Origin of the sequence: Marinobacterium sediminicola (assembly GCF_022343685.1) — a bacterium.
GTDB classification, from domain to species: Bacteria; Pseudomonadota; Gammaproteobacteria; order Pseudomonadales; family Balneatricaceae; genus Marinobacterium; species Marinobacterium sediminicola.
The window spans coordinates 588,616-613,485 of sequence record NZ_CP092123.1 but is presented as its reverse complement, the minus strand read 5'-3'; the positions used below and the strand labels follow the sequence as shown (position 1 = coordinate 613,485).

The 24,870-nt window shown below is 57.2% G+C and carries 24 protein-coding genes; 14 read left to right on the top strand and 10 right to left on the bottom strand.

The genetic code is table 11. The features are described 5' to 3' along the window. Positions 1 to 95 precede the first annotated feature (95 nt). Positions 96 to 1,007 (top strand): MurR/RpiR family transcriptional regulator, encoded by a 912-nt coding sequence (locus tag LN244_RS02895; RefSeq protein ID WP_239041356.1) that lies wholly within the window; start codon positions 96 to 98, stop codon positions 1,005 to 1,007. On the opposite strand, the gene LN244_RS02890 is transcribed toward LN244_RS02895, so the two are convergent. From LN244_RS02890 to LN244_RS02860, 7 genes are all read right to left on the bottom strand, one after another. Beyond that, positions 1,004 to 2,758: a GGDEF domain-containing protein gene (locus LN244_RS02890; protein ID WP_239041355.1), complete on the bottom strand. Its 1,755-nt coding sequence runs from the start codon at positions 2,756 to 2,758 to the stop codon at positions 1,004 to 1,006. The two genes, LN244_RS02895 and LN244_RS02890, sit on opposite strands and share 4 nt — an antisense overlap. A 267-nt stretch (positions 2,759 to 3,025) precedes the next feature. After that, positions 3,026 to 4,027 (bottom strand): dihydroorotate dehydrogenase-like protein, encoded by a 1,002-nt coding sequence (locus LN244_RS02885; protein ID WP_239041354.1) that lies wholly within the window; start codon positions 4,025 to 4,027, stop codon positions 3,026 to 3,028. Beyond that, positions 4,020 to 7,634 (bottom strand): pyruvate:ferredoxin (flavodoxin) oxidoreductase, encoded by a 3,615-nt coding sequence (gene nifJ, locus LN244_RS02880; protein ID WP_239041353.1) that lies wholly within the window; start codon positions 7,632 to 7,634, stop codon positions 4,020 to 4,022. The genes LN244_RS02885 and nifJ overlap by 8 nt, the downstream gene beginning before the upstream one ends. Positions 7,635 to 7,745: 111 nt before the next feature. Next, positions 7,746 to 8,336, bottom strand: a complete 591-nt coding sequence (locus tag LN244_RS02875) for a CBS domain-containing protein (protein ID WP_239041352.1) — start codon at positions 8,334 to 8,336, stop codon at positions 7,746 to 7,748. Between the two features lie 479 nt (positions 8,337 to 8,815). Then, entirely contained in the window at positions 8,816 to 9,226 is a 411-nt protein-coding gene (locus LN244_RS02870; RefSeq protein ID WP_239041351.1) for a hypothetical protein, read from the bottom strand. Positions 9,227 to 9,357: 131 nt separating this feature from the next. After that, complete coding sequence (locus LN244_RS02865) at positions 9,358 to 9,708, bottom strand: putative quinol monooxygenase (RefSeq protein ID WP_239041350.1); 351 nt, start codon at positions 9,706 to 9,708, stop codon at positions 9,358 to 9,360. A 32-nt stretch (positions 9,709 to 9,740) separates the two neighbouring features. Next, positions 9,741 to 10,310, bottom strand: coding sequence for a hypothetical protein (locus LN244_RS02860; RefSeq protein WP_239041349.1), 570 nt, complete (start codon positions 10,308 to 10,310; stop codon positions 9,741 to 9,743). A 181-nt stretch (positions 10,311 to 10,491) separates the two neighbouring features. On the opposite strand from LN244_RS02860, the gene LN244_RS02855 reads away from it, so the two are divergent. From LN244_RS02855 to LN244_RS02830, 6 genes are all read left to right on the top strand, one after another. Beyond that, positions 10,492 to 11,613 (top strand): branched-chain amino acid ABC transporter substrate-binding protein, encoded by a 1,122-nt coding sequence (locus tag LN244_RS02855; RefSeq protein ID WP_239041348.1) that lies wholly within the window; start codon positions 10,492 to 10,494, stop codon positions 11,611 to 11,613. A 66-nt stretch (positions 11,614 to 11,679) separates the two neighbouring features. After that, positions 11,680 to 12,606, top strand: coding sequence for a high-affinity branched-chain amino acid ABC transporter permease LivH (gene livH, locus LN244_RS02850; RefSeq protein WP_239042356.1), 927 nt, complete (start codon positions 11,680 to 11,682; stop codon positions 12,604 to 12,606). A gap of 12 nt (positions 12,607 to 12,618) precedes the next feature. Beyond that, on the top strand, positions 12,619 to 13,875 hold the full coding sequence (locus LN244_RS02845; protein ID WP_239041347.1) for a high-affinity branched-chain amino acid ABC transporter permease LivM: 1,257 nt from the start codon (positions 12,619 to 12,621) through the stop codon (positions 13,873 to 13,875). Further along, positions 13,872 to 14,639: a high-affinity branched-chain amino acid ABC transporter ATP-binding protein LivG gene (gene livG / locus LN244_RS02840; protein ID WP_239041346.1), complete on the top strand. Its 768-nt coding sequence runs from the start codon at positions 13,872 to 13,874 to the stop codon at positions 14,637 to 14,639. Before LN244_RS02845 ends, livG begins: the two co-directional genes overlap by 4 nt. Further along, positions 14,639 to 15,340 (top strand): ABC transporter ATP-binding protein, encoded by a 702-nt coding sequence (locus tag LN244_RS02835; protein WP_239041345.1) that lies wholly within the window; start codon positions 14,639 to 14,641, stop codon positions 15,338 to 15,340. Before livG ends, LN244_RS02835 begins: the two co-directional genes overlap by 1 nt. 12 nt (positions 15,341 to 15,352) lie before the next feature. Next, positions 15,353 to 16,768, top strand: coding sequence for an MFS transporter (locus tag LN244_RS02830; RefSeq protein ID WP_239041344.1), 1,416 nt, complete (start codon positions 15,353 to 15,355; stop codon positions 16,766 to 16,768). On the opposite strand, the gene LN244_RS02825 is transcribed toward LN244_RS02830, so the two are convergent. Continuing rightward, positions 16,723 to 17,544, bottom strand: coding sequence for a metallophosphoesterase family protein (locus tag LN244_RS02825; protein ID WP_239041343.1), 822 nt, complete (start codon positions 17,542 to 17,544; stop codon positions 16,723 to 16,725). The genes LN244_RS02830 and LN244_RS02825 overlap by 46 nt on opposite strands. Continuing rightward, positions 17,535 to 18,479 (bottom strand): diacylglycerol/lipid kinase family protein, encoded by a 945-nt coding sequence (locus tag LN244_RS02820; RefSeq protein WP_239041342.1) that lies wholly within the window; start codon positions 18,477 to 18,479, stop codon positions 17,535 to 17,537. The genes LN244_RS02825 and LN244_RS02820 overlap by 10 nt, the downstream gene beginning before the upstream one ends. 95 nt (positions 18,480 to 18,574) lie before the next feature. On the opposite strand from LN244_RS02820, the gene LN244_RS02815 reads away from it, so the two are divergent. From LN244_RS02815 to LN244_RS02795, 5 genes are all read left to right on the top strand, one after another. Next, positions 18,575 to 19,354, top strand: a complete 780-nt coding sequence (locus LN244_RS02815) for a YbaY family lipoprotein (RefSeq protein WP_239041341.1) — start codon at positions 18,575 to 18,577, stop codon at positions 19,352 to 19,354. Positions 19,355 to 19,530: 176 nt separating this feature from the next. After that, a complete protein-coding gene (locus tag LN244_RS02810; protein ID WP_239041340.1) occupies positions 19,531 to 19,824 on the top strand; it encodes an HvfA family oxazolone/thioamide-modified RiPP metallophore in 294 nt (97 codons plus the stop codon). Positions 19,825 to 19,879: 55 nt separating this feature from the next. Beyond that, a complete protein-coding gene (locus tag LN244_RS02805; protein ID WP_239041339.1) occupies positions 19,880 to 20,734 on the top strand; it encodes an HvfB family MNIO-type RiPP peptide maturase in 855 nt (284 codons plus the stop codon). Continuing rightward, entirely contained in the window at positions 20,715 to 21,521 is an 807-nt protein-coding gene (locus tag LN244_RS02800) for an HvfC family RiPP maturation protein (protein WP_239041338.1), read from the top strand. Before LN244_RS02805 ends, LN244_RS02800 begins: the two co-directional genes overlap by 20 nt. Positions 21,522 to 21,525: 4 nt before the next feature. Continuing rightward, positions 21,526 to 22,149: an HvfX family Cu-binding RiPP maturation protein gene (locus LN244_RS02795; RefSeq protein WP_239041337.1), complete on the top strand. Its 624-nt coding sequence runs from the start codon at positions 21,526 to 21,528 to the stop codon at positions 22,147 to 22,149. Here the strand turns inward: LN244_RS02795 and LN244_RS02790 are convergent. Continuing rightward, the gene (locus LN244_RS02790; RefSeq protein ID WP_239041336.1) at positions 22,141 to 23,094 is read right to left on the bottom strand and encodes an AEC family transporter; all 954 of its coding nucleotides are present in this window, start codon (positions 23,092 to 23,094) and stop codon (positions 22,141 to 22,143) included. The two genes, LN244_RS02795 and LN244_RS02790, sit on opposite strands and share 9 nt — an antisense overlap. A gap of 351 nt (positions 23,095 to 23,445) precedes the next feature. On the opposite strand from LN244_RS02790, the gene LN244_RS02785 reads away from it, so the two are divergent. Further along, positions 23,446 to 24,327 carry a DMT family transporter gene (locus LN244_RS02785; protein WP_239041335.1) on the top strand — a complete coding sequence of 294 codons (882 nt, stop codon included), beginning with the start codon at positions 23,446 to 23,448 and terminating at the stop codon, positions 24,325 to 24,327. Between the two features lie 13 nt (positions 24,328 to 24,340). Then, on the top strand, positions 24,341 to 24,847 hold the full coding sequence (locus LN244_RS02780) for a SixA phosphatase family protein (protein ID WP_239041334.1): 507 nt from the start codon (positions 24,341 to 24,343) through the stop codon (positions 24,845 to 24,847). Positions 24,848 to 24,870 lie beyond the last annotated feature (23 nt).

Genomic DNA, 24,870 nt, shown 5'->3' with positions numbered 1-24,870 from the left:
ATTTTTTCAAAAAAACATTCAATCCTAATAACTGCCCCTGATAATCGATTAAAATCAAATAGCTACAGCAACAAAATCGAAAGGATAAAAAGGTTTTGAAATCTGCATCCGGCATCAACTTCCCTCCCGCATCGCTGGCCGAGTTGCGCAAGCTGCCATCACTGCTCAAACGGGGTGAGCTGACACTGCCGATGGGCAAGCGACTTCTGGTCGCTCTGTGCGTGATGCTGGATGACCCCCGCCTGGTCGCTACACACAGTATCACCGAGCTGGCACAGGTAACGTCTGTCAGTCCCGCCTCACTGACCCGGTTGGCCAAGCTGCTGGGGTTCAAGGGTTTTGTCCAATTTCAAAGCCTGTTTCGCCATGCTCTCAGCCAGCCAGGCCGCTACTACAGTGCCCAGGCCTCGGCACTGATCAAGCCGAGTGAAGAGATGTCAGTGGAAAACAGGGTCCGGCATCATCTGGAGCAACAGGCCGAAAACCTCGCCCAGTCAGCCGCTCAACTCACTGAACAAAACCTGAGTCAGGCCGCTCAATTACTGGTGAAGGCCCGCCGTGTCAGGATCTCCGGGCGACGGCAGTCATACGGCCTGGCCAGCATGTTCAGCTACATGCTGGGGCTGATTCGGGAACAGGTCAGTGTGGTTGGCTCGGCGGGAGAAGGGCAGGCTCAGGCGTTGGCGGAACTGGGTTCAAGAGATCTTCTGGTGATGTTCGGCTCCGAACCCTACAGTCGAGATTCGGTGATGCTGGCACAGGTAGCCAACCAGCTGAAACTGCCACTGCTGACCATCACAGACAGCCACCATTCTCCTCTGGCGCAGCTGGCCGACTGCAGCCTGATCAGTCGCAACAACAGTCCGCTGTATACCAACAGCATGGTTGCCACTCAGTTTCTGGCCGAAACCCTGCTGCTGCAAACGGCGCGTATGCTGGGCGAGCGAGCCGTCGAACGACTGAGTCATCGAGAAGAACTGATTAACCGCCTGAACGACGAGTTCTAGTGCGAACGCACCTGAGCCGCGTCAGTCGTTTCTTCAGCAGTGGCCCGTTCACTGAACGGGTGACTGAAGCGGTAACAGTTACGCCCTGCCGACTTGGCGGCATAGAGCGCTGCATCCGCATCACGCAGCACTGATTCCAGATCATCCCGACTGGCCAGGTGACAACCGATACTGAAGGTCATGCTCAGATAAGTGCCACCGGGGGTCTGCAGGCTTTGGCCTCGAATCACGCGTAGCAGTCGCTCACAAATGCGTTCTATCAGGTAACGGTCGGCATCCCGAACCATCAGCAGAAACTCGTCTCCGCCCCAACGGGAGGCGGCATCATATTCCCGCACCACCGAACGCAGTACTCGAGCCACCAGCTTCAGCGCTTCATCACCAACAGCGTGGCCATGAACGTCATTGATCTCCTTGAACAGATCCAGGTCGATCCAGATCACACCCAATTGGCGATTTTCACGCGCAGAGCGCTTGAGTTCCTCATCCAGTCGTTCGTCCATGCCGCGACGGTTCAGCAGCCCCGTCAATGGATCGGTTTGGCTGATTCGGTTCAACTCATCGGTCCGCTCTCGCACCTTGGCTTCAAGGTTGGAGCGAGCTTGAAACACCTCTGCAGTCATCTGCTCGAATTCACCGACCAGACGTCCCACTTCATCTCCCGAAGCTTTCACCCCCAGAGGCTCGCCGCGGTAATCCCCCTGCCTGAAGCGGCGCATGGCGGCATCCAGAGTCTGTAGAGGCCCCAGAACCACACGTCCGAGCACAACATGAAACATCAGCAGAGTTGCCAGCAGGGTGCCTGCAAAGATCAACAGGATCGGATTGAACCGACTCATCGGCAGCAGCTGGTTCAGATCCATAAGAGTAATTTCGTACCAGTCGATATCCGGCAGGTAAGCAACTCCGACGAGATAGCGGGTCTCCTTGATGTCCACAAAACGGCTGGCCACCGCTTGAGGATCCATCTTGACCTCTGCCATTGCAGCCTGCAATTTAAGCAAATCGTTCGGGGTTACCATTAAGTTCAGTCGTTTCTGATCACCTTCAGGCTTACCCAAAGTGGCAAAGTCGATCAGTGCCTGATCCCGGTATAACTGAATTGCACCATCATGGTTAACGAAGAGGCTGGTGATGCCAGCATCCCCGCTGTCGACGAAGTCATTGAGGAACCGGCTCAGGTTGAGGCCTGTACCGGCGACACCCAGCACCCGACCGTCTGGCCCCCGCAGGAGTACGTCTATCCAGAGCTTGGTCACGCCCAGATGGGGGTCCGGATTGACATTCAGGTTAAGGTCTTTTCCCTGAGCGATCATGTCATAGAACCAGCGGTCGGCCGGTTCGTGCGGATAAAGAACATACCTCAGCTGATCGTTGCCGTATTCATCTTCTGCATTGTTGTAGTAGTAGCGCCCATTACCCACGATACCGAGAAAATAATTATTGTCCTCAAAGGCTTCGCGGTAGCGCTCAAGCTCGGCCAGCGCACGAAACTCCAATACGATGTCGTCCGGGCTCTGTAACCATTCCAGCAGCAAAGGAGAACTCGCCAACTGTCGTGCCAGCACGATCTCGCGCAGCAGCGGCTGCAGCACGCGCTGCTTGTCATAGCGCGCCTGCTTTTCGACGTAACGCTCAGCCCATTCCGTAATGATTCGCTCGGCCAAAGTTTGTACTGAGACCCATACGGCCAGACCTGAAGCGATCATCAGCACTATAACCAAGAGGCTGAACTTTGCTTTCAGCTTCAAAGGCAACCTCCCTGCATTCGACCGGCACCCCTAATTCCTTTAAGTCTAATCGGCCTAATATAGTTAAAACTTTAAGAAAAACGTACCTGAACTCTGACATTTCCCCAATACGATTAATAAATTAACACTTCGCCCTCCAAAATACGGGGCTTGATTACCTTTCAACCGGCGCCTCAATGGCTGCTCGACTTAAAAATGACACCCGCTTCAGCGTCTCTCCCGGCAGCCGGGCAGCAACGCTGCAAACAGTGCCAAAGCCCCATCTGCTCAAGGCTGCCAAAGGTTCAGAGTATCGAGATAGTTGGCACGCTCCCAGGCGGACGGATCGGCCGAGTTGGCATGACAAACACTTCCACGCAACTGATCCAAAGAATCGTATTCTTTCTCATCCATCCACTGCAGCATGGCCGTTTTCATCTCCGTCAGCATCGATTCGCCACGCTGCATCAGGACGCTGGCCAGCTGAGCCACCTGAGCCCCAACCAATTGCGTCTTGAGTACTCCCTCCGCTGAGTGGACCCCGCCCGTAATCGCGATATCCAGCCCAACCTGAGCCCGCATGATGGACGTCCAGCGCAAGCGTTCATTCAGTTCATCCGCTGTGGATAACTTCAGCTGGGGTACTATTTTCAGTGTCTCAAGATCCAGTGTTGGCTCCAGGAAACGGTTGAACAGCACGACGGCGTTGGCGCCCTGCGCCTCCAGCTGGGCCGCCAGATGAACCGGGCTGGAAAAACATGCCCCCAGCTTCACGGCCAGCGGCAAATCCGGCACGGCCCTGCGCACTTCATTGAGTACACTCAAGTACCGTTGCTCCACCTCCATTCCGCTCTCATGGACAGAAGCGGCAATGTGGTAAACATTCAGCTCAAGAGCATCTGCACCCGCCTCGGCCAGTTGACGAGCGTGGTCTGCCCAGCCCCGAGGGCTGACGCCATTCAGGCTGGCAATCACCGGGATCTGTAACCCGGCCTTCATCGCCTGCAGGCGTTCAAGGTAATGTTCTTCAGCGGTTTTGAACGCATCCGGAACCGGCAGGTAGTCATCCGCTTCATAATGACCTATCTCCTGCTCATAGAGGAAATGATGCAGCAACTCATGATCGCGAGAACACTCCTCCTCGAACAGGCTGTGCATGACAATGGCACCGGCACCTGCCTCTTCCAGTCGCAACGCTCCCGCCAGAGTTGCGGTCAGTGGTGAAGCCGATGGCATCAGAGGGTTATCAAGATCCATCCCGAGGTAACGGGTATGCAAACGCTTACTCATGTTCTGCCTCCTGGTCCTGCTCGGGCACTTCAACCTGCTCCCAGCTCAACCCGGCCAGCTGCTCGTAACGGTGGTAGCGTTCGCTGACCTCATGCTGAGCCTGCTCGATAAACGCCCTCGCTGCCTCGGGATTGGAGCGCGCCAGCATGCTGAAGCGGGCCTCGGTGCGTGCGAAGGCCTCATAGGCAATCGAGGGCGGCTTCGAATCCAGCCGCAGCGGGTTCTCCCCCTGCTCAGCCCGACGCGGATCGTATCGCAGCAAGGGCCAGTGGCCAGACTCCACCGCCAACCGCTGGTGCTCATGGTTGTCGGCCATATCGAAGCCATGAGCGATACAGGGCGAATAGGCGATGATCAGCGAGGGGCCATCCCAGGACTCGGCCTCCTGAAAAGCATGCAGGGTCTGCATGTCCTTGGCGGCATAGGCCACATGAGCCACGTATACATGCTCATAATCCATCGCGATGCGCGCCAGATCCTTCTTCGCCACCGCTTTGCCACCGGCCGAGAACTTGGCCACCGCACCAAGGGGAGTCGCCTTGGAGGTCTGCCCCCCGGTGTTGGAGTAGACCTCGGTATCCAGTACCAGAATATTCACGTTTCGCCCCGACGCCAGCACATGGTCAAGACCACCGTAGCCGATATCGTAAGCCCAGCCATCGCCTCCGATGATCCAGACACTGTGCCGACACAGCTGGTCAGCCAGTGCCGCAAGCGTGTAGGCACGTGGATCATCCATGATCTGCAGCCGTTCACGCAACCGGGCGATGCGCTGGCGTTGTGCCTGGATACCGGCCTCGTCCCCTTGATCGGCCGTCAACAGCTCTTCCACCAGGTGGGCATCCAGCTGACTACTCAGCCCCTGCAGCAACTCGCGTGCATACTCGTTTTGCTTATCCAGAGCCACACGCATGCCCAGACCAAACTCGGCATTATCCTCGAACAGGGAGTTATTCCAGGCAGGACCGCGGCCATCGGCGTTCAGGGTCCAGGGGGTCGTCGGCAGGTTGCCGCCATAAATAGAGGAACAGCCGGTGGCGTTGGCCACCAGCATGCGATCACCGAACAGCTGACTCAGCAGGCGGATGTATGGGGTTTCGCCACAACCGGAGCAGGCGCCGCTGAATTCAAACAGTGGCTGCATCAGCATCGAGCCTTTCATCGTATTGGCTTTCAATGCAGTCCGGTCAAACTCCGGCAATCCCGTGAAGAAGTCCCAATTGGCTCGCTCACGCTCCACAACCCTGTCCTTGGGCACCATATTGAGTGCCTTGCGGCTCTGATTGGATTTGTCATGAATGGGGCAGATCTCGACGCAGAGGGTACAGCCGGTACAGTCATCCGGCGATACCTGATAGCTGATCAGCGTTTTGTCAGGGAAATCCTTGGCCCCCTTGATCGGCACCGCCTTGAAACCTTCCGGAGCCTGCTTCATCTGTGCTTCGGAGAAGGCCTTGGAACGAATTACCGAGTGTGGGCAAACAAATACACACTTGCCACAATGGGTGCATAGATCCTCTTCCCACTGCGGCAACTCACGCGCAAGATCCCGTTTCTCATAGGCTGCGGTACCACTGGGCCAGGTTCCATCCACCGGCACTCGACTGACGGGCACACCGTCACCACGTCCGGCAATCAGCTCTGTAGTCACCTGCTGCACGAAACGACTGGCATCCTCTGCCACGACCTCATGCATGGGAATCAGGCTGCTCACGTGCCTGGGAAGCTCGAATTCGACCAGATGGGTCAAGGCATTGTCGATTGCCGCCAGGTTCATGTCAGCAATGCGTCGGCTTCGGCGTCCGTAACTGGCTTCTACGGCAGCCTTGATCTCGGCTATGGCGTCTTCCTGCGGCAGAATATCGGTCAGGGCGAAAAAGCAGGTCTGCATGATGGTATTGATACGCTTGCCCAATCCTGCCTCGGCAGCCACCTTATAGGCATCAATCAGGGATACCCTGAGCTGCTTGTCGATCATGGCCTGCTGCACCGGGGCAGGCAGTCGGTGCCAAAACGCTTCGCCACTCAGGTCCGTATTGATCAGCACCCGAGCACCCCGAGCGGCCTTGTCGAGCATCGGGTAGCGCTGCAGAAACTGGGGCTGGTGGCAGCCGATGAAATCGGCCTCTCCATCCTGAATTTCATAGGTGGATCGGATAGGATCGGGGCCGAAGCGCAGATGGGAAACCGTAACAGCCCCCGACTTTTTGGAGTCGTATACGAAGTGTCCCTGAGCGAAGTGCCCCTCAACCCCACCGATGATTTTGATGCTGTTCTTGTTGGCCGACACCGTTCCGTCCGCGCCCAGGCCATAAAAAACAGCCTGAATCTGCCGCTCAGCCGCATCGGTACGAAAACCGGCCTCCCAAGCCAGACTCAACCGGGTCACATCGTCATCGATACCCACCGTAAACTGACGCTGGCCACCGGGTTTACTCAGGCGATCAAAAACCGCCTTTACCATCCCCGGGGTGAACTCCTTGGACGATAGACCAAAACGCCCGCCCAGCACCCGAGGCATTGATTCACTCGGCCAACGCCCTTCGCTGCAGGCTTCGAATACCGCAGTGACCACATCCTTGAACAGGGGCTCTCCATCCGCCCCAGGCTCCTTGGTGCGATCCAGCACGGCAATTGCGCTCACACTGGCTGGCAAAGCGGCCAGCAAACGCTCTGCCGCAAGGGGTCGAAACAGACGCACCGCCAGCACCCCAACTTTTCCCCCACGTGCATTCAGGTGATCCACGGTTTCCTGTACACAGGACACCGCCGAACCCATCACCACGATCACCCGCTCCGCATCTTCAGCGCCATGATAGTCATAGAGCTTGTACTGGCGCCCGGTCACATCAGCAAAACGGTCCATGGCGTTCTGCACAATCGCCGGAAAAGCATCATAAAAAGGATTTGCCGCCTCACGAGACTGAAAGAACAGATCAGGGTTCTGTGAAGTACCGCGGATGAAGGGATGATCCGGCGACAGAGCGCGCTCTCGGCAGGCCTGAACCAGCCGCGGATTGATCAGGCTTAACAGTTGCTCCGTACTCACCACATCTACCGTAGAGATCTCGTGACTGGTACGGAAACCATCAAAAAAATGCAGCACCGGCACCCGCCCTTCCAGGGTTGCCATTTCCGCTATACACGCCATGTCCATGACTTCCTGGGCATTACCGGATGCAAGCAGAGCAAAGCCGGTCATACGGGCGGCCATCACGTCACTGTGATCGCAGAAGATCGACAGTGCATGAGTGGCCACCGAGCGTGCGGCCACGTGGAATACCGTCGGCGTCAATTCGCCGGCGATCTTGAACATGTTTGGAATCTTCAGCAACAGCCCCTGAGAAGCGGTGAAAGTGCAGGTTTTGGCCCCCGCCTGCAGAGCGCCGTGAACCGCACCGGCGGCACCTGCCTCGCTCTGCAGTTCGATCACCTGAGGCACTGTACCCCAGAGATTGCGGCGACCGCGCTCACTCCAGCTGTCTGCCAGTTCGCCCATGACTGAGGCCGGTGTAATCGGATAGATGGCAATGACATCATTAAGCTGATGCGCAATTGTAGTCGCCGCCTCGTTACCATCCATCATCCGTGTTTCTGACCTGGCCATTCCCCACTCCTGCGCCTTGAATACTGCGTTCAGTATGGCAGAAATGGGAACGGCGGCGATTGACCTGCGCCAATCGCCGCCGTTCTGGTTAACCGGTTAAGGCATCTCCCGTCAGACAGTTTCGCCTCGACCAAACAACGCATCGACCAGGTCACGGAAACTGGAAGCCTGCAGGTTAATCTCAACCGGTATCTGCAGACGACGAGCGATTTCACTGGCTGAGATGATGCCACAGATGGCATGTGATTCCGGATCGACCACCAGCATGTGCATGCTGCCTTCATGGCGCAAAGTCTTCAGCAGATCGCCGATGGTCCCCTGCTGAAGGGCAGACAGGGTGACACCACGCAATTTTTCTCGACTGATCATGACGTCCTTGATGCTCAGATCATCACGCTTAAGCCCGAGACTGGTCGCCTGGCTAAGCACTTTACGGCTCTCAAGATCCATCACCGTCAGAATGCCACGGAAATCACCACTGCTGTCGGTCACGATGACCGAACGCACATGTACCTTGCGCATGGCCCGAGTCGCGTCACTGACACTTTCGGTCAGGCTCATGGTCAGCGGCGGAACCCGGCGAAAGTCGGTCATCACCTCTTGCGCAGGGGAATCCAGGCTGGTTTTCGAATGCCCTGAGCCCTCGCTCAAGCGAGTATAGTCTTCAAGCCCGATGGTTTTGAGTTCATGGTATTGTTTCATCTTGGTGCTCCACGCGCTGCCTGAGCGCTCTGTTCAATAGAGAAATCGGCACGGTACCGGTTGGGTAATGCGAAGCTGCTCATGTGAACGGTGGTGCACGTGACCGATAACAGGATTGCAATCTCAGGCAGGGTGTTTCAGCACCTGTTTGAATCGGGATAAAAGAGGTACCCGACGGCACTGCCGGGAAGTGCTGAGGCAGAAAGATGTCAGGATGAGATTGTGAGTCGCCGGAAAAATCGAAGTAAACGAGTTCGAGACTTAATGTCGAAGGAAGCGATAAAGAGGCTGTATTTCCTTCTGAACCGGAAAAAAGAAGCAGAACAGCCAAGACTAGACAGGGAAGCTTTGCAACCGCAGCTAGCGGAGAGGTTTCTCCAGATTGGAAACGATAACGGAATCTTGATCGCAATGGATCAACCTCGGCAGAACACGATGACGCTTTCAGCTTAGTCCCGCCATCCCGCCTGTCAAACGCTTTACCCCTGAATCACTCGCCCCCGATAAACTCTGAGTGTAGTGCTGGAGGTTACGGGAGCAGAAAGGCCGGCCTTATTCTGATGCCAACGCTCCTCATGTTCAGAGGACTTGCGATACCCCAAAGTGTTCAGCAATCGATCGCCCTGCTCAGGCAACAGCGTCTCAGTCAGCGGATAGATAAGTTCCGGCGTGAAGGAGAAACGCAGCGGTGTCATGGCGGCAAGCTGTTCCAGTGCTGTTTCATTATGCATGCCATGATGGGCAACCCCCAGCAACTGCCCACGGGACAGTACAATCTGAGCCGAATGGTTATCCGCGGTGGCCACGAACAGGGTGCCCGTTGCTCGCTCGTCAACGAGCTCGAAAAGTGTTGTTTTGAATCCGCTGAAATCAGCTGAAAGACTGCCCATGGCTCTCTCCATTTATCCATGACTGCTCGTTGTGCAAACCTGACTCAGCTGAAGCAAGAAGCGGACCAGCACCGATTTTACAGGCTGCGGGGGTCCGCTGATCTCAAATTGTGCACTATAAGCGTGCACACTTACCCGATCTGGGGCGCGTCGTAGTCTTCCGGCTCATCGGTATAGATACACACGTTCCAATCCTCAGCCAGACCATCTTCGGCCTTACAATAGCGCTCGAAGAAGTCGACGATTTCCTTACGCTGACAATGCGCTTCAAAGCTTTCCATATCGCTCCAGATTTCGTGGAACACGATCGGGAAACTGGTGCCCTCAGCAAAGGGGCTGCTGATCTGGCGTGTCACCGTGTACTGCACACAGGCGTCTTCTCGGTGGGCATTGGGCTCCAGCGCCTGGAGCGCTTTGAACAGCTCACGCTCCTTGCCAGGCTTGGGCTTGAACTGGGCAGTGCAGTAAACCAGTGATGACATTGGCGACTCCTTGATAATCCATTGAGGTGTGGTTATTGCGAAAACACCCGGTCAAGCCGGGCAATATGAGGACGAACCTGTTGTTTATCAGCTTCGGGCACCCGGGACAGCACTTTTGCGATCAGCATCGCCTGCTCGACCTGGAGCCTCTGCTCCGGCGGTAACAGTTGCATGAACTGAGGGTCTGCGCCTTGCATCTGCCTGGCCAGTTGCAGTATCGCCGGGCTTTCGGACTCCACCTTAATGGCGCCATAAGCCAATACCACACGATCACCAACCAGCGCCCAGCTTTCGGGACTGATGAAACCTCTGCGCTGGACGATCCGCATCAGTGCCTGGTGCTGATCAGCATGCTCTCGCTTGAGCGCCATGACCGCACGCTGGTGAGGATCAAAAGCTTCACCGGCTCTGGGCATGATTTCTCGCTCCAGAAACGCGCCCAGTCCTGAGGATTTCATGCGCTCGCCCAACTGCTTGACCTCATCGAGGGTATCCAGATAGGCGTCAACCTGTTGTTTCTCCAGTACCGCTGCAAACAGCGACAGGGGTGTCATCAGCATTATCAAGAGTACCAGCAGTACTCTCATCGGTTTGCTTTGCATCTTTCTTCCTCTTCCCTGATCCCCGGTGGCTCCGGAGTCTATCAGAACCCGGCAGCAGCGACTAAGCTTCTTCGCAGGGGTAAAAAAACTGTGTAATAATCAACCCGATAGTCGTTCTAAAAACATAATAAATCGGTGCCTCTGCAAGCGCTGACAATGACTAACCCATGAGGGGAACAACATGAAACTGAAACATGGATCCTTCGGTAAGACCCTGATCGCTGCCAGCACCCTGATGGCGGCCCTTGGCGTTCAGGCTGAAACACTCAAGATTGGTATTGCCGGCCCTGTCACAGGCCCCGTGGCCCAGTATGGGGATATGCAGAAAATCGGTGCCATTATGGCGATCGACAAGATCAATGAAGCCGGTGGTATCAACGGCATGACCCTTGAAGGCGTAATTTACGACGATGCCTGCGACCCCAAACAGGCTGTCGCGGTCGCCAACCGAATCGTCAATGACGAGATCCGCCATGTCATCGGTCACCTGTGTTCCAGCTCCACCGAACCGGCTTCGGATATCTACGAAGAGGAAGGGGTGATGATGATCACCGCTGCGTCCACTTCCCCCAGCATCACCGAAAAGGGGCATCAGCTGATCTTCCGCACCATCGGTCTGGATAGTCTGCAAGGCACGCTCGCAGCCGAATACATCAAGGACAACATCAAGCCTCAGCGTCTGGCCGTGATCCACGACAAGCAACAGTACGGTGAAGGTCTGGCGACCACGGTGAAGAATCTGCTCGCAGAAGCCGGCACCGAAGCGGTGATGTTCGAAGGCGTCACGCCCGGCGACAAGGACTTCTCGGCCCTGATTGCAAAGCTCAAGCGTAACGATGTGGATTTCGTCTACTACGGTGGCTACCACCCGGAACTGGGTCTGATCCTGCGCCAGTCCCGCGAAAAGGGCTTTGATGCTCCCTTCATGGGCCCGGAAGGCGTCGTGAACTCCGACCTGGCCGCCATTGCCGGTGAGGCGATGGAAGGCGTATTGGCCACCGCACCCAAGAGCTTTGACCAGAGCCCAGAGAACGCGGCCCTGGTAGAAGCCTTCAAGGCTCGCAACGAAGATCCGTCCGGTCCTTTCGTGTTCCCGGCCTACTCGGCGATTCAGGTGATGACCGAAGCGATGAAGGCGACCGGCTCCACCGATCCCTATGAACTGGCAGATCATCTGCGTGCCAACCGTTTCAACACCACCATCGGTGAAATCGGATTCGACGCCAAAGGAGACCTGACCGAGCCGACGTTCGAGATCTACACTCTGCACGCTGACGGCAGCAAAACGCCGGTCAGCGAGTAACCACTGAAGCACAAGGCTCTCCCCCTATCCAATGCCGGGGGAGAGCCCTCTGTCTGAGGGCTCATGATGACTGAAACCAGCCTCTATGTACTTCAGCAGCTGATCAACGGACTGACCATCGGCTCAACCTACGCCCTGATCGCTATCGGTTATACGATGGTGTACGGCATTATCGGCATGATCAACTTCGCCCACGGCGAGGTCTACATGATCGGCACCTATACGGCATTCATCACCATCATCGGTCTGTTGACCATGGGCGTTGGCTCCTTGCCCATCGTCATGTTGCTGGCCTTGATGACCGCCATCATTATTTCCTCAACCTATGGCTATGCCATCGAAAGGGTGGCCTACCGACCATTGCGCGGAGGCCCCAGGCTCATTCCGCTGATTACCGCAATCGGCATGTCCATTTTCCTGCAGAACTATATCCGCCTGGCTCAGGGCTCTCGTGACCTGGCCATGCCAGCCCTGGTCTCCGGCGGCATCCAGTTCGGTGACCCTGCCGTATTCGAGGTCAGCATTTCCTGGATGCAGCTGATTATCTGGGTGGTGACGCTGATCTCGATGACCGCACTGGCCCTGTTCATCTCCCGCTCTCGACTTGGCCGTGCCTGTCGCGCCTGTGCTCAGGACCTGAAGATGACCAACCTGCTCGGGATCGATACCAACCGCATCATCGCGCTGACGTTCGTCATTGGGGCGGCTCTGGCTGCAGTGGCCGGGGTTCTGTTGGGACTTTACTACGGTACCATCAACCCCTACATCGGCTTCATGGCCGGACTCAAGGCGTTTACTGCAGCCGTCCTGGGCGGTATTGGCTCCATCCCCGGCGCCATGCTCGGCGGTCTGATTCTGGGCGTCACTGAAGCCTTAACGGCCGCGTTTTTCCCATCCGAGTACAAGGATGTGGTGGCCTTTAGCCTGCTGGTGCTGATTCTGTTGTTCCGCCCCACCGGCCTGCTCGGCAAGCCGGAAGTGGAGAAGGTGTAAGAGGAGTCGATAATGCAAAGAGCACTCTTTCCCGCCCTCTTTGCGGCGGGTGTAACCTTCCTGCTGACCTGTCTGGTCATTGGTGTGCGTCTGGAGCAGGAAGGCCCCAACCTGACTGTCGTCGGTGCCGATGCCGAAACCTGGAGCTGGATCGGTTTTGCCGTGATCGTGGTGTTTCTGTTCCAGCTTTTTCAGCAACCACTGTCACGCCTCAAGCAACGCCTGCCCTCACCGGATGTCACCGGACTGTTGCCCGATCATAAGTTGCGTGCACGCCTTCGCCCCTGGCTGATCGCACTGGTCGTCGTCGGGCTGTTTGTCTGGCCGTTCATGGTATCGCGGGGTGCTGTGGACCTGGCGACGCTGACCCTGATCTACGTGATGCTGGGCCTGGGCCTCAATATCGTGGTCGGCTTTGCAGGCCTGCTGGACCTGGGGTATGTCGCCTTCTATGCCGTAGGGGCATACACCTATGCACTGCTGTCGGAGTACTACGGACTTTCCTTCTGGGTCTGTCTGCCAATCGCCGGACTACTGGCGGCCACCTTTGGCTGTATTCTTGGTTTTCCGGTATTGCGCCTGCGAGGTGATTACCTGGCCATTGTAACGCTTGGGTTCGGTGAGATTATCCGTATCCTGCTCAACAACTGGACCAACGTCACCGGCGGCCCCAACGGTATCGGCGGCATCGAGAAGCCATCCCTCTTCGGCCTTGAGTTCAGCCGCCGTGCCAGCGAGGGCGGTCAGACCTTTCATGAGTTTTTCGGCATCAGCTACAACAGCAGCCATAAGGTGATCTTTCTCTATCTGGTCGCGGTACTGCTGGTTTTGCTGACCATTTACGTGATCAACCGAATACAGCGCATGCCTATTGGCCGTGCCTGGGAGGCCTTGCGCGAAGACGAAATCGCCTGTCGTTCGCTGGGACTCAACCCGACGGTGATCAAGCTGTCCGCTTTCACCATGGGGGCTTCTTTCGCCGGCTTTGCTGGCTGTTTCTTCGCAGCGCGTCAGGGCTTCATCAGTCCCGAGTCCTTCACCTTCATCGAATCGGCGATCATTCTTGCGATCGTGGTACTGGGGGGCATGGGCTCACAGCTGGGCGTCATCCTCGCCGCTATTGCCATGACCATACTGCCGGAACTGGCACGTGAATTTCAGGAATACCGCATGCTGATGTTCGGTGGTGTCATGGTACTGATGATGCTGTGGCGTCCGCAGGGCCTGCTGCCAATGAAACGTCCCCACCTGGAGCTGAAAACCTCATGAGCGAAAATCTGTTAGACGTCTCAGGTCTGATGATGCGCTTCGGCGGGCTGCTGGCGGTGGATAACGTCAGCCTGCAGGTGAAGCCGCGTCAGATTCACTCGGTGATCGGCCCCAACGGGGCCGGCAAAACCACCGTCTTCAACTGTATCAGTGGCTTCTACAAGCCAACCGGCGGCGAAATCCGCTACCGCGGCCAACCGATTCAGGGGATGACCGGTCACCGCATCTCTCTGCTCGGACTGGTGCGCACCTTCCAGCATGTACGCCTGTTCGCCAACATGACCGTGATCGAGAACCTGCTGGTGGCCCAGCACCGTCACCTGAACACCAACTATTTTGCCGGTCTGGTCAAAACGCCGTCCTATCGACGCCGTCAGCGCGAGGCGATGGACAGGGCTGCCCACTGGCTGCAGCAGGTTGACCTGCTCGAATTCGCCAACCGTGAAGCAGGCAACCTCTCCTATGGTCAGCAACGCCGCCTTGAAATTGCCCGTTGCATGGTGACCGAACCGGGTTTGCTGATGCTGGATGAACCCGCAGCCGGGCTTAACCCCAAGGAGACATCGGAACTGGACCAGCTGATCCTGCGTCTGCGTGACGAGCAGGATATTTCTGTACTGTTGATCGAGCACGATATGGGGCTGGTCATGGGTATTTCCGATCACATCACCGTCATCAATCAGGGTGCCCCGCTGGCCGACGGCACACCGGATCAGGTTCGCCAAAACCCGGATGTGATCAAAGCTTACCTGGGAGAGAGCTGATGCTGCGACTGGATAATGTTTCGACTTTTTACGGCAAGATTCAGGCTCTGCACAATGTCTCACTTGAGGTGAACAAGGGCGAGATCCTGACCCTGATCGGCGCCAATGGCGCCGGTAAAACGACTCTGATGATGACCATTTGCGGCGACCCTCGCGCCCATGGCGGCCATATCGAGTTCGATGGCCAGCAGATTCAACAGATGAATACCTCAGATATCATGCGCATGGGCCTGGCTGTGGTGCCGGAGGGAAGACGAATCTTCTCCGCCATGACGGTTGAAGAGAACCTGTTCATGGGCAGTTTCTTCCAAAGCCGGGGTGATGCTGAAGCCCAGCTCGATCATGTGCTGGAGCTCTTTCCTCGCCTTAAGGAGCGCTTTAACCAGCGCGGAGGCACCATGTCCGGAGGCGAGCAGCAGATGCTCGCGATCGGACGTGCCCTGATGAGCAAACCGCGGCTGCTGTTGCTTGATGAGCCCTCACTGGGGTTAGCTCCTATCATCATCCAGCAGATTTTCGAGATCATCGAAAAGCTGCGAGAGGAGGGTGTGACCATTTTTCTGGTCGAACAAAACGCCCACCAGGCATTAAGGATTGCAGATCGAGGTTACGTGCTGGAGAATGGCCGCATCGTAATGAGTGGCAGCGGTGACGCCCTGCTCAACGATGACAGTGTTCGTAAAGCATATCTTGGCGGTTAATGGACGAATCGAATGCGCCTTCTGGTCATCTCTCTGCTGGCACTCTTTGCCAGCCTTTCCCTGCTGATTATCGGCAACTCTTTCCTGATCACACTGCTCGGCCTGAGGTTCAGTCTGCTCGGTATCGAGCCCTCCACCATCGGTATGGTGATGGTCTGTTACTCTGCCGGTTTCGTGATCGGGTCCCTCTATGCCGACCGGATAGTGCGCAGAGTGGGCCATATCAGGGCCTTTGCCGTTTTTGCCGCCGTGGCAGCAATGGCGGCCCTGATCTACCCGATGACCTACAACGTCTGGTACTGGGGTATTCTCCGTGGTGTTGGCGGCCTGACCATTGCAGCCCTGTTTATCACCATTGAAAGCTGGTTCAGCGCCGTTGCCACCAACAAGAACCGCTCCACCATCTTTTCTCTGTATCAGATCGCAGCCTATTCGGCTGCCGCACTGGGTCAGCTGCTGATCGGTAACGGTAATCCGATCAACTACGCCCTGTTTTCTCTGGCCGCCCTGTTCATTATTGCCGGTATCATTCCCCTGTCATTGTCACGGATGAAGTCACCGGAAATTTCTGAACACACCGATAGCATGTCCTTACTGCAACTGGTGCAACTGGCTCCCATCGGAGTGATGGCCGCTTTTACCAGCGGCATATTCCTGGGGTCCTTCTATGCTCTGGTGCCCCTGTTCGCCAGTCTGACAGGGCTGGAAAACAATGAAATCTCCATCTACATGTTCGCTTCCATTCTGGCGGCCATGCTGTTTGCCTGGCCAATCGGTTGGGTCTGCGACAGGGCCAAACGCAGTAACGTACTGCTGTTTATTCTGGTCCTTGGCGCTGGGGCCTGTGCAGCCAATGCGCTCGTCGTCGACATGGAGTTTGGCTTGCGGCTGCTGGCTCTGTGCGTCTGTATGGGACTGGCCTCTACCATCTACTCCATCGGTGTTGCCATCACCAATGACATGATGGACAGCAGCCAGATTATTGCCGCCAGCTCCGGTCTGATGCTCAGTTACGGTGTCGGCAGCGTGGTCGGGCCGCTGGTCAGTTCATCCCTTATGGAATATTCCGGCCCCGAAGCTCTGTTCCAGACCCTGGCCTCCGCACTTGTGCTGATGGCGGCTTACACCCTCTACCGCCAGCGCCGTGTACCACCGATGCCGGTCGAGGCACAGGAGCAGTTTGTCCCCGCCATTCCGGATGTGAATGCGCTCCCCGATATCGATCCGCGTAATGAAGAGTTCGTCGATACACCGATTGAGGAGCTGTTCCACCGTACTCCCGATACAGTGGACAGCGGAGACGAAGGCGAACTGATGGGCAAGGCTGATGCTGAATCGGCAATAGCATCTCCGGAGGGCAACGAAGCGGCGCCATCGGCCGATCAACCCGAGCCGGAAGAGCCCGCTCCCCCCCGCAGTGGCAACTGAATCTGCTCGGCACAGAGAAACCCTTCAATAGCCGGCGTGTAGTCCCAGCGTTCAAGCTGAAGCGCCTGTTGCGCAGGCAGCCATTCAATCAGGTTGAACGAGTTGGCTTTATGGTCACGTACTCGGAACGAGATGGCGGTACCTGCCTGAAAAGTCCAGCACTCCGGCGACAAGCCGGGGTAACGGCGCTCAAGACGCGCGCAGAAGGGATAGTGGATATGGCCGGCCAGATACAGCTGCATGCCCGCCTGAGTCCAGGTACGCACCGCTCTTTCAGCACCGCGGGCGATATTTCGTTCATCACTTTCCAGCACCGCATCCACCGGGTGGTGACCCATGACGATCTTGACCCTGGCATGACTGGCTTTGAGCCGGTGCGCGACGGTCTCGATCTGCTTTTCGGTGAAAGTGCCATCGATATGCCTGCGCGGACAGGTCGTATTGACCCCTACAACCAGCACCTGCCCACTGTCATGGCAGGGTAGCAGGTCATCGCCGAACGTACGGGTAAAGTGAGCATAGGGTGCGACCAGCCGTTGCCAGAGGTTGAACAAGGGGATGTCATGGTTACCCGGCACGGCCATTATGGCTGCTGGCGGCAGCCGAGCCAGCAACCGCTCACAGGCACGGAACTGGGCACGCCGGGCGCGCTGAGTAATATCCCCGCTGAGCAGCAACAGATCAGGACTCAGCTGATGCATGACCGTTACCAGAGCGTCCATCACCTCTGGGCGCTCAGTACCGAAATGCAGATCAGACAGCTGAATCATTCGCATTGAGGCCCTCCTGCATGAGACGTTCGAGCAGGAACCAGACATCGATATGCCTCTCGCCGGGTTTCCAGCACCAGCGGTGAACGGCAGCGATGCAGCTCACCATCAATGGCCACCGTCACACGCCGCCTGCGGGTGGACACCTGCAGCCACTCGGTCAGAAAATAGTCCAGTTGCTCAAGCCGCTTGAGTTCACCCCGCAGACTCGCCCAGAGGTATCGCCAAAGTGCCTTGGGCGCATCAGACTGCATCACGAAGACCAGCATCTGCCCGCGCCTGATGCCTTCCACCTCGGTTAGGGCAAAGTTTTCCAGCTGACTGGGACTGACGCTGGCCAGCAGCATGGGAGCCGTTTCAACCCGCTGTTCGCCGTCATGCTCAAGGTAGAGTCGTCGTCCACGGGCTCGAGTCAGGAAGACCCAGATACCACTGAGAAGAGAGACCAGGCGGTTACGACCGGTCAGCGCACTGACCTGTTCACGTGCCGCAATGATGCGGGGATAGACACCGAGACTGGCACTGACACAGAAAGGAATTCCATTGATACTTGCCAGCGAAAAGGTGCGCGCCTGACCGTGAAGCAGCACGTCAATCGCTGCCTCAGAGTCCACCGGTATTCCCCGGTCACGGACAAAATAATTGAACGTACCGCAGGGAATGACGCCCAGGGTAACCTCCGTACCCGCGAGTACCCTCAGCGCTGCACTCAGGGTACCGTCACCTCCGGCAACCACGAGTATGGCCCCGGTTTCGGTACAACGCTCAACCTGCTGCTGCAACTGCGACACCAGGCCGGATTTCGGCTTCAGCCGCTGCAGCCCAAGCAGCTGCTGCTTCGGTATTCGCCGTCGAATCCAGTGCTCAAGTTCCAGATCAGCCTGATCACCGGCACTCGTGTTGATACAAACCAGAAAATCACGCCTGGGAACCGACATCATGGCTATACTCCTGATGACAACGGGTATCGATCTTCCAGGGAACCCTCTCCAGAGGTCAGGGTCCTACCCCTGTTATTTTTCAAGGAGAGCACAACATGCATTTTATCCGCCCACATTCAGGTTACCTGAGTCTGATGCTTGCAGCCACGATTCTGGTGACAGGATGCAGCACATTGTATGGCGACCGAAGCCATGAAGTTTCGGGGCAGGCCCTATACCGTGAACGCATGATTGTGCCCGCCGACAGCCGTCTTGAGGTGCGCCTGCAGGATGTATCCCGTGCCGATGCGCCGGCGGTCATACTCGACAGGGTTGTGCGTGACAACATTGCCAGCCCACCTTACCCGTTCAGCTTCAAGGTAGCCGCTGATCAGCTTCAGCCAGGGCACAGCTATAGCGTCAGCGCTCGCATTACCCATAACGACCGCCTGCTATTCATCACCGACAGCCGATACAGGGTCCTGGCCGGAGAGAAGGATACGGATCTGATGCTGGTGATGAAAAAGGTCAACGAAGAGTCCACTCAGGCCAGGTTGCAAAACACCTACTGGAAACTGACTGCCTTGAATGGCGCAGTGATCGAGCTGGATAAGGAACAGCGTGAGCCGCACCTGATCCTCAAGCAGGGGGATCGCGTCCAGGGGTTTTCTGGCTGCAACCAATTCATGGGGCAATTCACACAGACAGAAAACAGCCTCTACTTTGGCCCCATTGCCGGCACCATGCGCGCGTGCGTGCCCAGCATCGATTACGAGCACCGTTTCCTGCAACTGTTGCAGGGCGAGGTCAACTGGTCGATCGACGGCGAGCAGCTCCATCTGAGCAACCCCGCAAACGACCTGCGCGCAACTTTTCAGGCTGTCTATTTGAAATAGTCCAAAGGCCCCGAGCACAGCCCCTCTTCGGAGGGGCTTTTTTGTGCCGAATTTTTTTCAATTTTGTGTAAGGATCCGCTCGCAAACCCGACTGATGTACAGAACCGAACGGAACGGCACGAGGCAAACGCCCGGCCGACACGGATTTCTATAATCAAAACAACGAGGTAACTATTATGTCCAAGCATACAAAACCCACTATCGCTGCTGTCGGCACCGCTTTTCTGCTGGGTCTGGGCGCCACGTCCGGAGCCATTGCGGCCGAAAACCCCTTTGCCGCCCAGCCTCTGAGCAACGGCTATGCCCAGCTGGCCGAAGCCAAGTGCGGCGAAGCCAAATGCGGCGGCGATACTGCCCCTAAAGCTGATACCGAGGGCAAATGCGGTGAGGCCAAGTGCGGTGGCGATACTGCCCCCAAGGCTGATCGAGAAGGCAAGTGTGGTGAAGCCAAGTGTGGTGGTAACCAGTAACAGCCCGACCACCGGCTCCTGATGGGAGTCGGTGGTTCCTGCAACAGGAGCCAGCATGAGTACCTCAACCTTTCAAGCGCTTCAGGGTTCCGGTCTGGGCCTCAGACGCCCCATGCTCAAAGAATTGCCTGAAGCGGATATTGGCGATGTCGATTTTTTCGAGATTGCCCCCGAAAACTGGATGCAGATGGGCGGTCGCCTGGGACGCCAGTTTCGCGAGCTTACCGAACGCCATACGTTCAGCGCCCACGGCTTGTCCCTCTCCCTGGGAGGCCCTGAAGCGCTGGATATGGACTTCGTGGATAACATCGGGAAGTTTATGCAGCAACACGATATCAAGCTGTACAGCGAACACCTGAGCAGCTGCAGCGATCATGCTCATCTTTACGATCTGATGCCGATCCCTTTTACCGAAGAGGCGGTCCATCATGTCGCCCGGCGTATTCGTCAGGTGCAGGATCGGCTGCAACGCCGAATCGCTATCGAGAATGTCAGTTACTACACTCCGCTTGCTACAGATCTCAGCGAAATCGAATTCATTAATGCCGTACTGGAAGAGGCCGACTGCGACCTGCTGCTGGACGTCAACAACATCTACGTCAACAGCATCAACCATCGCTACGATGCAGAAGCGTTCATGCGTGCTCTGCCTGCAGAGCGAGTGGTCTGCCTGCACATGGCTGGTCATTACCAGGAGGCCGAAGATCTTCTCATAGACACACACGGCGCGCCGATCATCGACCCGGTCTGGTCACTGCTGGCCAAGACCTACGCACATACCGGCCCAGTGGCAACGCTGCTCGAACGTGACTTCAACCTGCCACCGCTAAACGAACTGCTGCAGGAAGTCCGCCAGATCCGCCACTGCCAGCAACAGGGAGCCTGCCAGCATGAACGTATCCCGGCCTGAACCCGACTTCATCCGTTGCCAGCGGCGGTTTGCCGAGCAGATACGCAACCCGGAGCTGTCGCTGCCGGAGGGCATCGAGGCTCGCCGCATGCAGGTGTATGTGGAGCTGTTCTTCAACAATATCGCCGGTTTTCTGGAAGGCGCCTTTCCGGTCTACCGCAGCCTGTGTGATGACCCTTTCTGGCAAGCCGAGATTCGTCGCTTCATGCAGGAGTACGGATCAAAGAGCCCACTGTTCAGGGATCTGGCACTGGCCTATCGCGACTATGTGGAAAACACCCGCAGGCCCCAGCCGGAGGACCCTCCCTTCCTGCAGGAGTTGCTGCACTACGAATGGGTCGAGCTGGCGCTGGATATCGCCGAGGAAGATCCCTTCATGGACTGGCCACCAGCAACGATCAATCCCGACCAACTGTTGCGGGAGCACCCCGTGGTATCACCGCTGGCCTGGTCATTCGGCTATCAGTGGCCAGTGCATCGCATCAACAGCAGCTTCTGTCCGGATCAACCAGCCGAGCAGCCCAGCTGGTTGCTGGTCTATCGCAATCGTGAAGACAAGGTGAAATTCATCGAACTGAATGCCCTCAGCGCTCGCCTGCTTTGGCTTTTAAACGAAACCCCAGACCTGAGTGGTGCTCGGGCACTGGAGCTGATCGCTGACGAATTGCCGCAGATCCCTCGCGAAACCATCATTCAGGGCGGCCTGGATTTGATGCAGCAATTTATGCGTGACGACATTCTGCTGGGCACACACCCCGCAGGCAATCCAACCCCTGCCGGGAGGTAACCCCATGAATCGACTGACCACTGCCTACCGCCCCCTGCAAGGCGCCTTGCAACAACTTCAGTGGGGTGATGGCCTGGCTCCTCTTTTGCTCAGACTTTATCTGGCGCCCGTCATGCTCCAGGCGGGCTGGAACAAGCTGAGCCATTTCGAGGATACCGCTGCCTGGTTCGGCAACCCCGAGTGGGGGTTGGGCCTGCCCTTCCCCGAGCTGATGGCCGCGTTGGCGGCCGGAACCGAATTCTTCGGCGGCCTGCTGCTGTTGATTGGGTTGGCAGTGCGCTGGATCAGCATCCCGCTCATGATCACCATGCTGGTCGCCGCGCTCGCCGTACACTGGGATAACGGCTGGCTGGCAATTGCCGACCCTTCGAGCTGGCTGGCCAATGACCGGGTGATGGAATCTGCCGAGCGTTTGCAGCGTGCCCGCAGTCTCCTGCAGGAACATGGTCATTACGATTGGCTGACCGGTCGCGGCTCCATCGTCATTCTCAACAACGGCATCGAGTTCGCAGCCACCTACTTTGTCATGCTGCTGAGCCTGTTTTTCACCGGTGCAGGCCGCTTTACCAGCCTGGATTACTGGCTGGCCAGAAAAACAGGACTGGGAATCACCCCCCCGTCAAAGTGATACAGGCAACATGCCGGCCAGCCCCAGCAGCCAGAGAATCAGGTTGATGCTGACAAAAGACACGGCCGTCGCAACCACCAGCGCCGGGGTACAGATTGCAGACTGACCGTACCGCTGCCCCAGCAACGACAGCACACTGGCCATGGGCATGGCTGCCATGAGGATGGCGATGGCCTGCATGGCGGGGTCGAAGTCCGGCAGGGTCCAGACGGCAAGCGCCACGATGGCCGGGTGCAGCAACAGCTTGAATGCTGTCATCTGGCCGATGTCGACCATCCGTCCCTTGATCGAACTGCCGACCAGGCTGCCACCAATGACAAAGAGCGCCACCGCGGGTGCGGAACGGCCCAGCATGCCCACTGCCTGGTCCAGCGCTTCAGGCAAACCGATTTCCAGCCAGGACACCAGCAGACCAGCCGCAATGGCCAGTACCAGTGGATTCACCAGCGTACGCCGAAACAACTGGACAGCACGTCGTCCTGCACCGCCCTGCCCGCTGCAAAGCTCTGCCAGCACCAGCCCTAACGGAATCAGAATCAGCAGGTCCACCAGCATGGTCAAGGCCACCGCTATCGCAGCCGCCGAGCCGAACAGTTCGCCGGCAACCGCCAGACCGATAAAGGCACTGTTGGCCAAAGTGGAGCCGAGGCCCTGAAAGGCGGACGCCCAACAGCTGGCCTGACGCACCTTGGCACTGAGCGCAAAGGCGCCCAGCAGCAATATGACCGATCCCAGTGCATAGGCCCGGATGTAGTCAAAGTTCAACGATTCCTCCACCGGACGTGATGCCATTGACTGAAACAGCAAAGCCGGCAATGCCAGCTTGATCACATAGCTGCCCAGTGACGGCAAGGCCGACTCGCTGACCCAACCGGCTCGTACCGCAAAGTAGCCAATGGCGATCAGCATGAAGATCGGCAGTGTCAGGAGAAAAAGTTGTAACATCGCACCTCCGGAAGGCATATAGTTAATATATTAATTAAGTGGCGAGATTGTGCGCCTCAAGAGCTTGCTTCTGAAGCGATTAATTTTCAGCCAACCGGTGCATTTTTTTCATGGTTGACCATGGCGGGGGCGATGAAGGATGATGAGGTCAGTTTTTTTCAGGAATCTCTCATGCTGCTTTCTTCTGCACCTGTCGTGATGCGACGTAACGATGCCATCGGTGTCCCGCCGAAGGCATGTCTGTGCATTGAGCTGCCGAGCCCTGATCTGTTCTGATCCAATTAAGCCAAGGCCGCAGCAGTTTCTGCGGCCTTTGTCGCTGAAGCTGCGGCCGACTGACACGGAGCGGTTATGTCGGTACCCATTTCCTATTTCGCAGTGGTGTTGATCTGGTCCACTACCCCCCTGACAATTGCCTGGAGCAGTGAGTCAGTCGACCCTGTCGTGGCTGCCGGCCTGCGCATGGCGATCGCTGCTTTTCTTGGCCTGTGCCTGATGGCACTGCTGCGCACCCCGCTGCCACTGCACCGCCGGGCTCAGAAAACCTATGCCAGTGCTGCCATCGGTGTGTTCGGCGCCATGTGCTGTGCCTACCTGTCGTCACGCTATGTGCCCTCCGGGCTGATCTCGATCATGTTCGGCCTGGCGCCGATTCTGTCGGCGGTTCTGGGCCAGTGGCTGCTGAAAGAGCCCACTTTTCGCGCCTATCGCTGGGTTGCCTGCATGCTTGCACTGCTGGGCCTGGGCGTGATCTTTACCGATGATGTGGCTTTGGGGCCGGACAGTCTCACCGGCCTGTTGTTACTGCTGCTGGCTGTCACCCTGTTCAGCCTGAGTGCCGTACTGGTCAAGCGCTGCAACGGCCAGCTGCACCCACTGGCACATACAGTAGGTGCATTGATCTGGTCTCTGCCGGGCTTTGCCATCACTGGCTGGCTGCTGAGCACCGGACCGGTCGAGATCGATGTTGCCAGCCGCTCGTTCTGGTCAATCATCTATCTGGCCACCTTTGGCTCTTTACTCGGCTTCGTCTGCTACTACCATGTACTGCGCCACCTCCCACCCAGTACGGTAGCTCTGGTCACCCTGATCACGCCGGTTTTTGCCCTGATGCTTGGGCACTGGCTGAACGGAGAACCATTAACGGCGGGGCTATGGCAGGGCTGCCTGCTGGTCGTTGCAGGACTTGGGTTATTCTTTTGGGGCCACCGGCTGCAACCGGTGCGCGGCTGAGCAGGAGAAACTGATGAAACGTCTGACTCTGATTCGACACGCCAAGTCCAGCTGGGACGATCCTTTCCTCGCCGATTTCGATCGTCCCTTGAACCATCGCGGCCAGTATGACCTGCCGCTGATGTGTGCGCGTGTGCAGGCACATGGCCCCCGGCCGGACCGGCTGATTCACAGCAGCGCCCTGCGCACGAGGCTAACGGCAACGCCGCTGATCGAGGCTTTCGAACTCGATAACGCGTCGGTCATGAGCACGGAGAGGATCTATGAAGCCAGCGAAGACGCGCTGCTTGAACTGATTCGGCAACAGCCGGACCACATCGAACACCTTATGCTGGTCGGCCACAACCCGGGGTTGCTGATGCTGGCACATTGGCTCTGTGAAGAGGCGCCTGCCAAGTTGCCCACATCGGCGGTTATTCAGCTTGAACTGGCAACAGCGCACTGGGACACCCTCGAACCGGACAGCGCCCGGCTGTTGTGGTTCGACTTTCCCAAACTCCATGCCCAGTCCTACAAATGAGTGCCAGATAGGCTACACTCGCT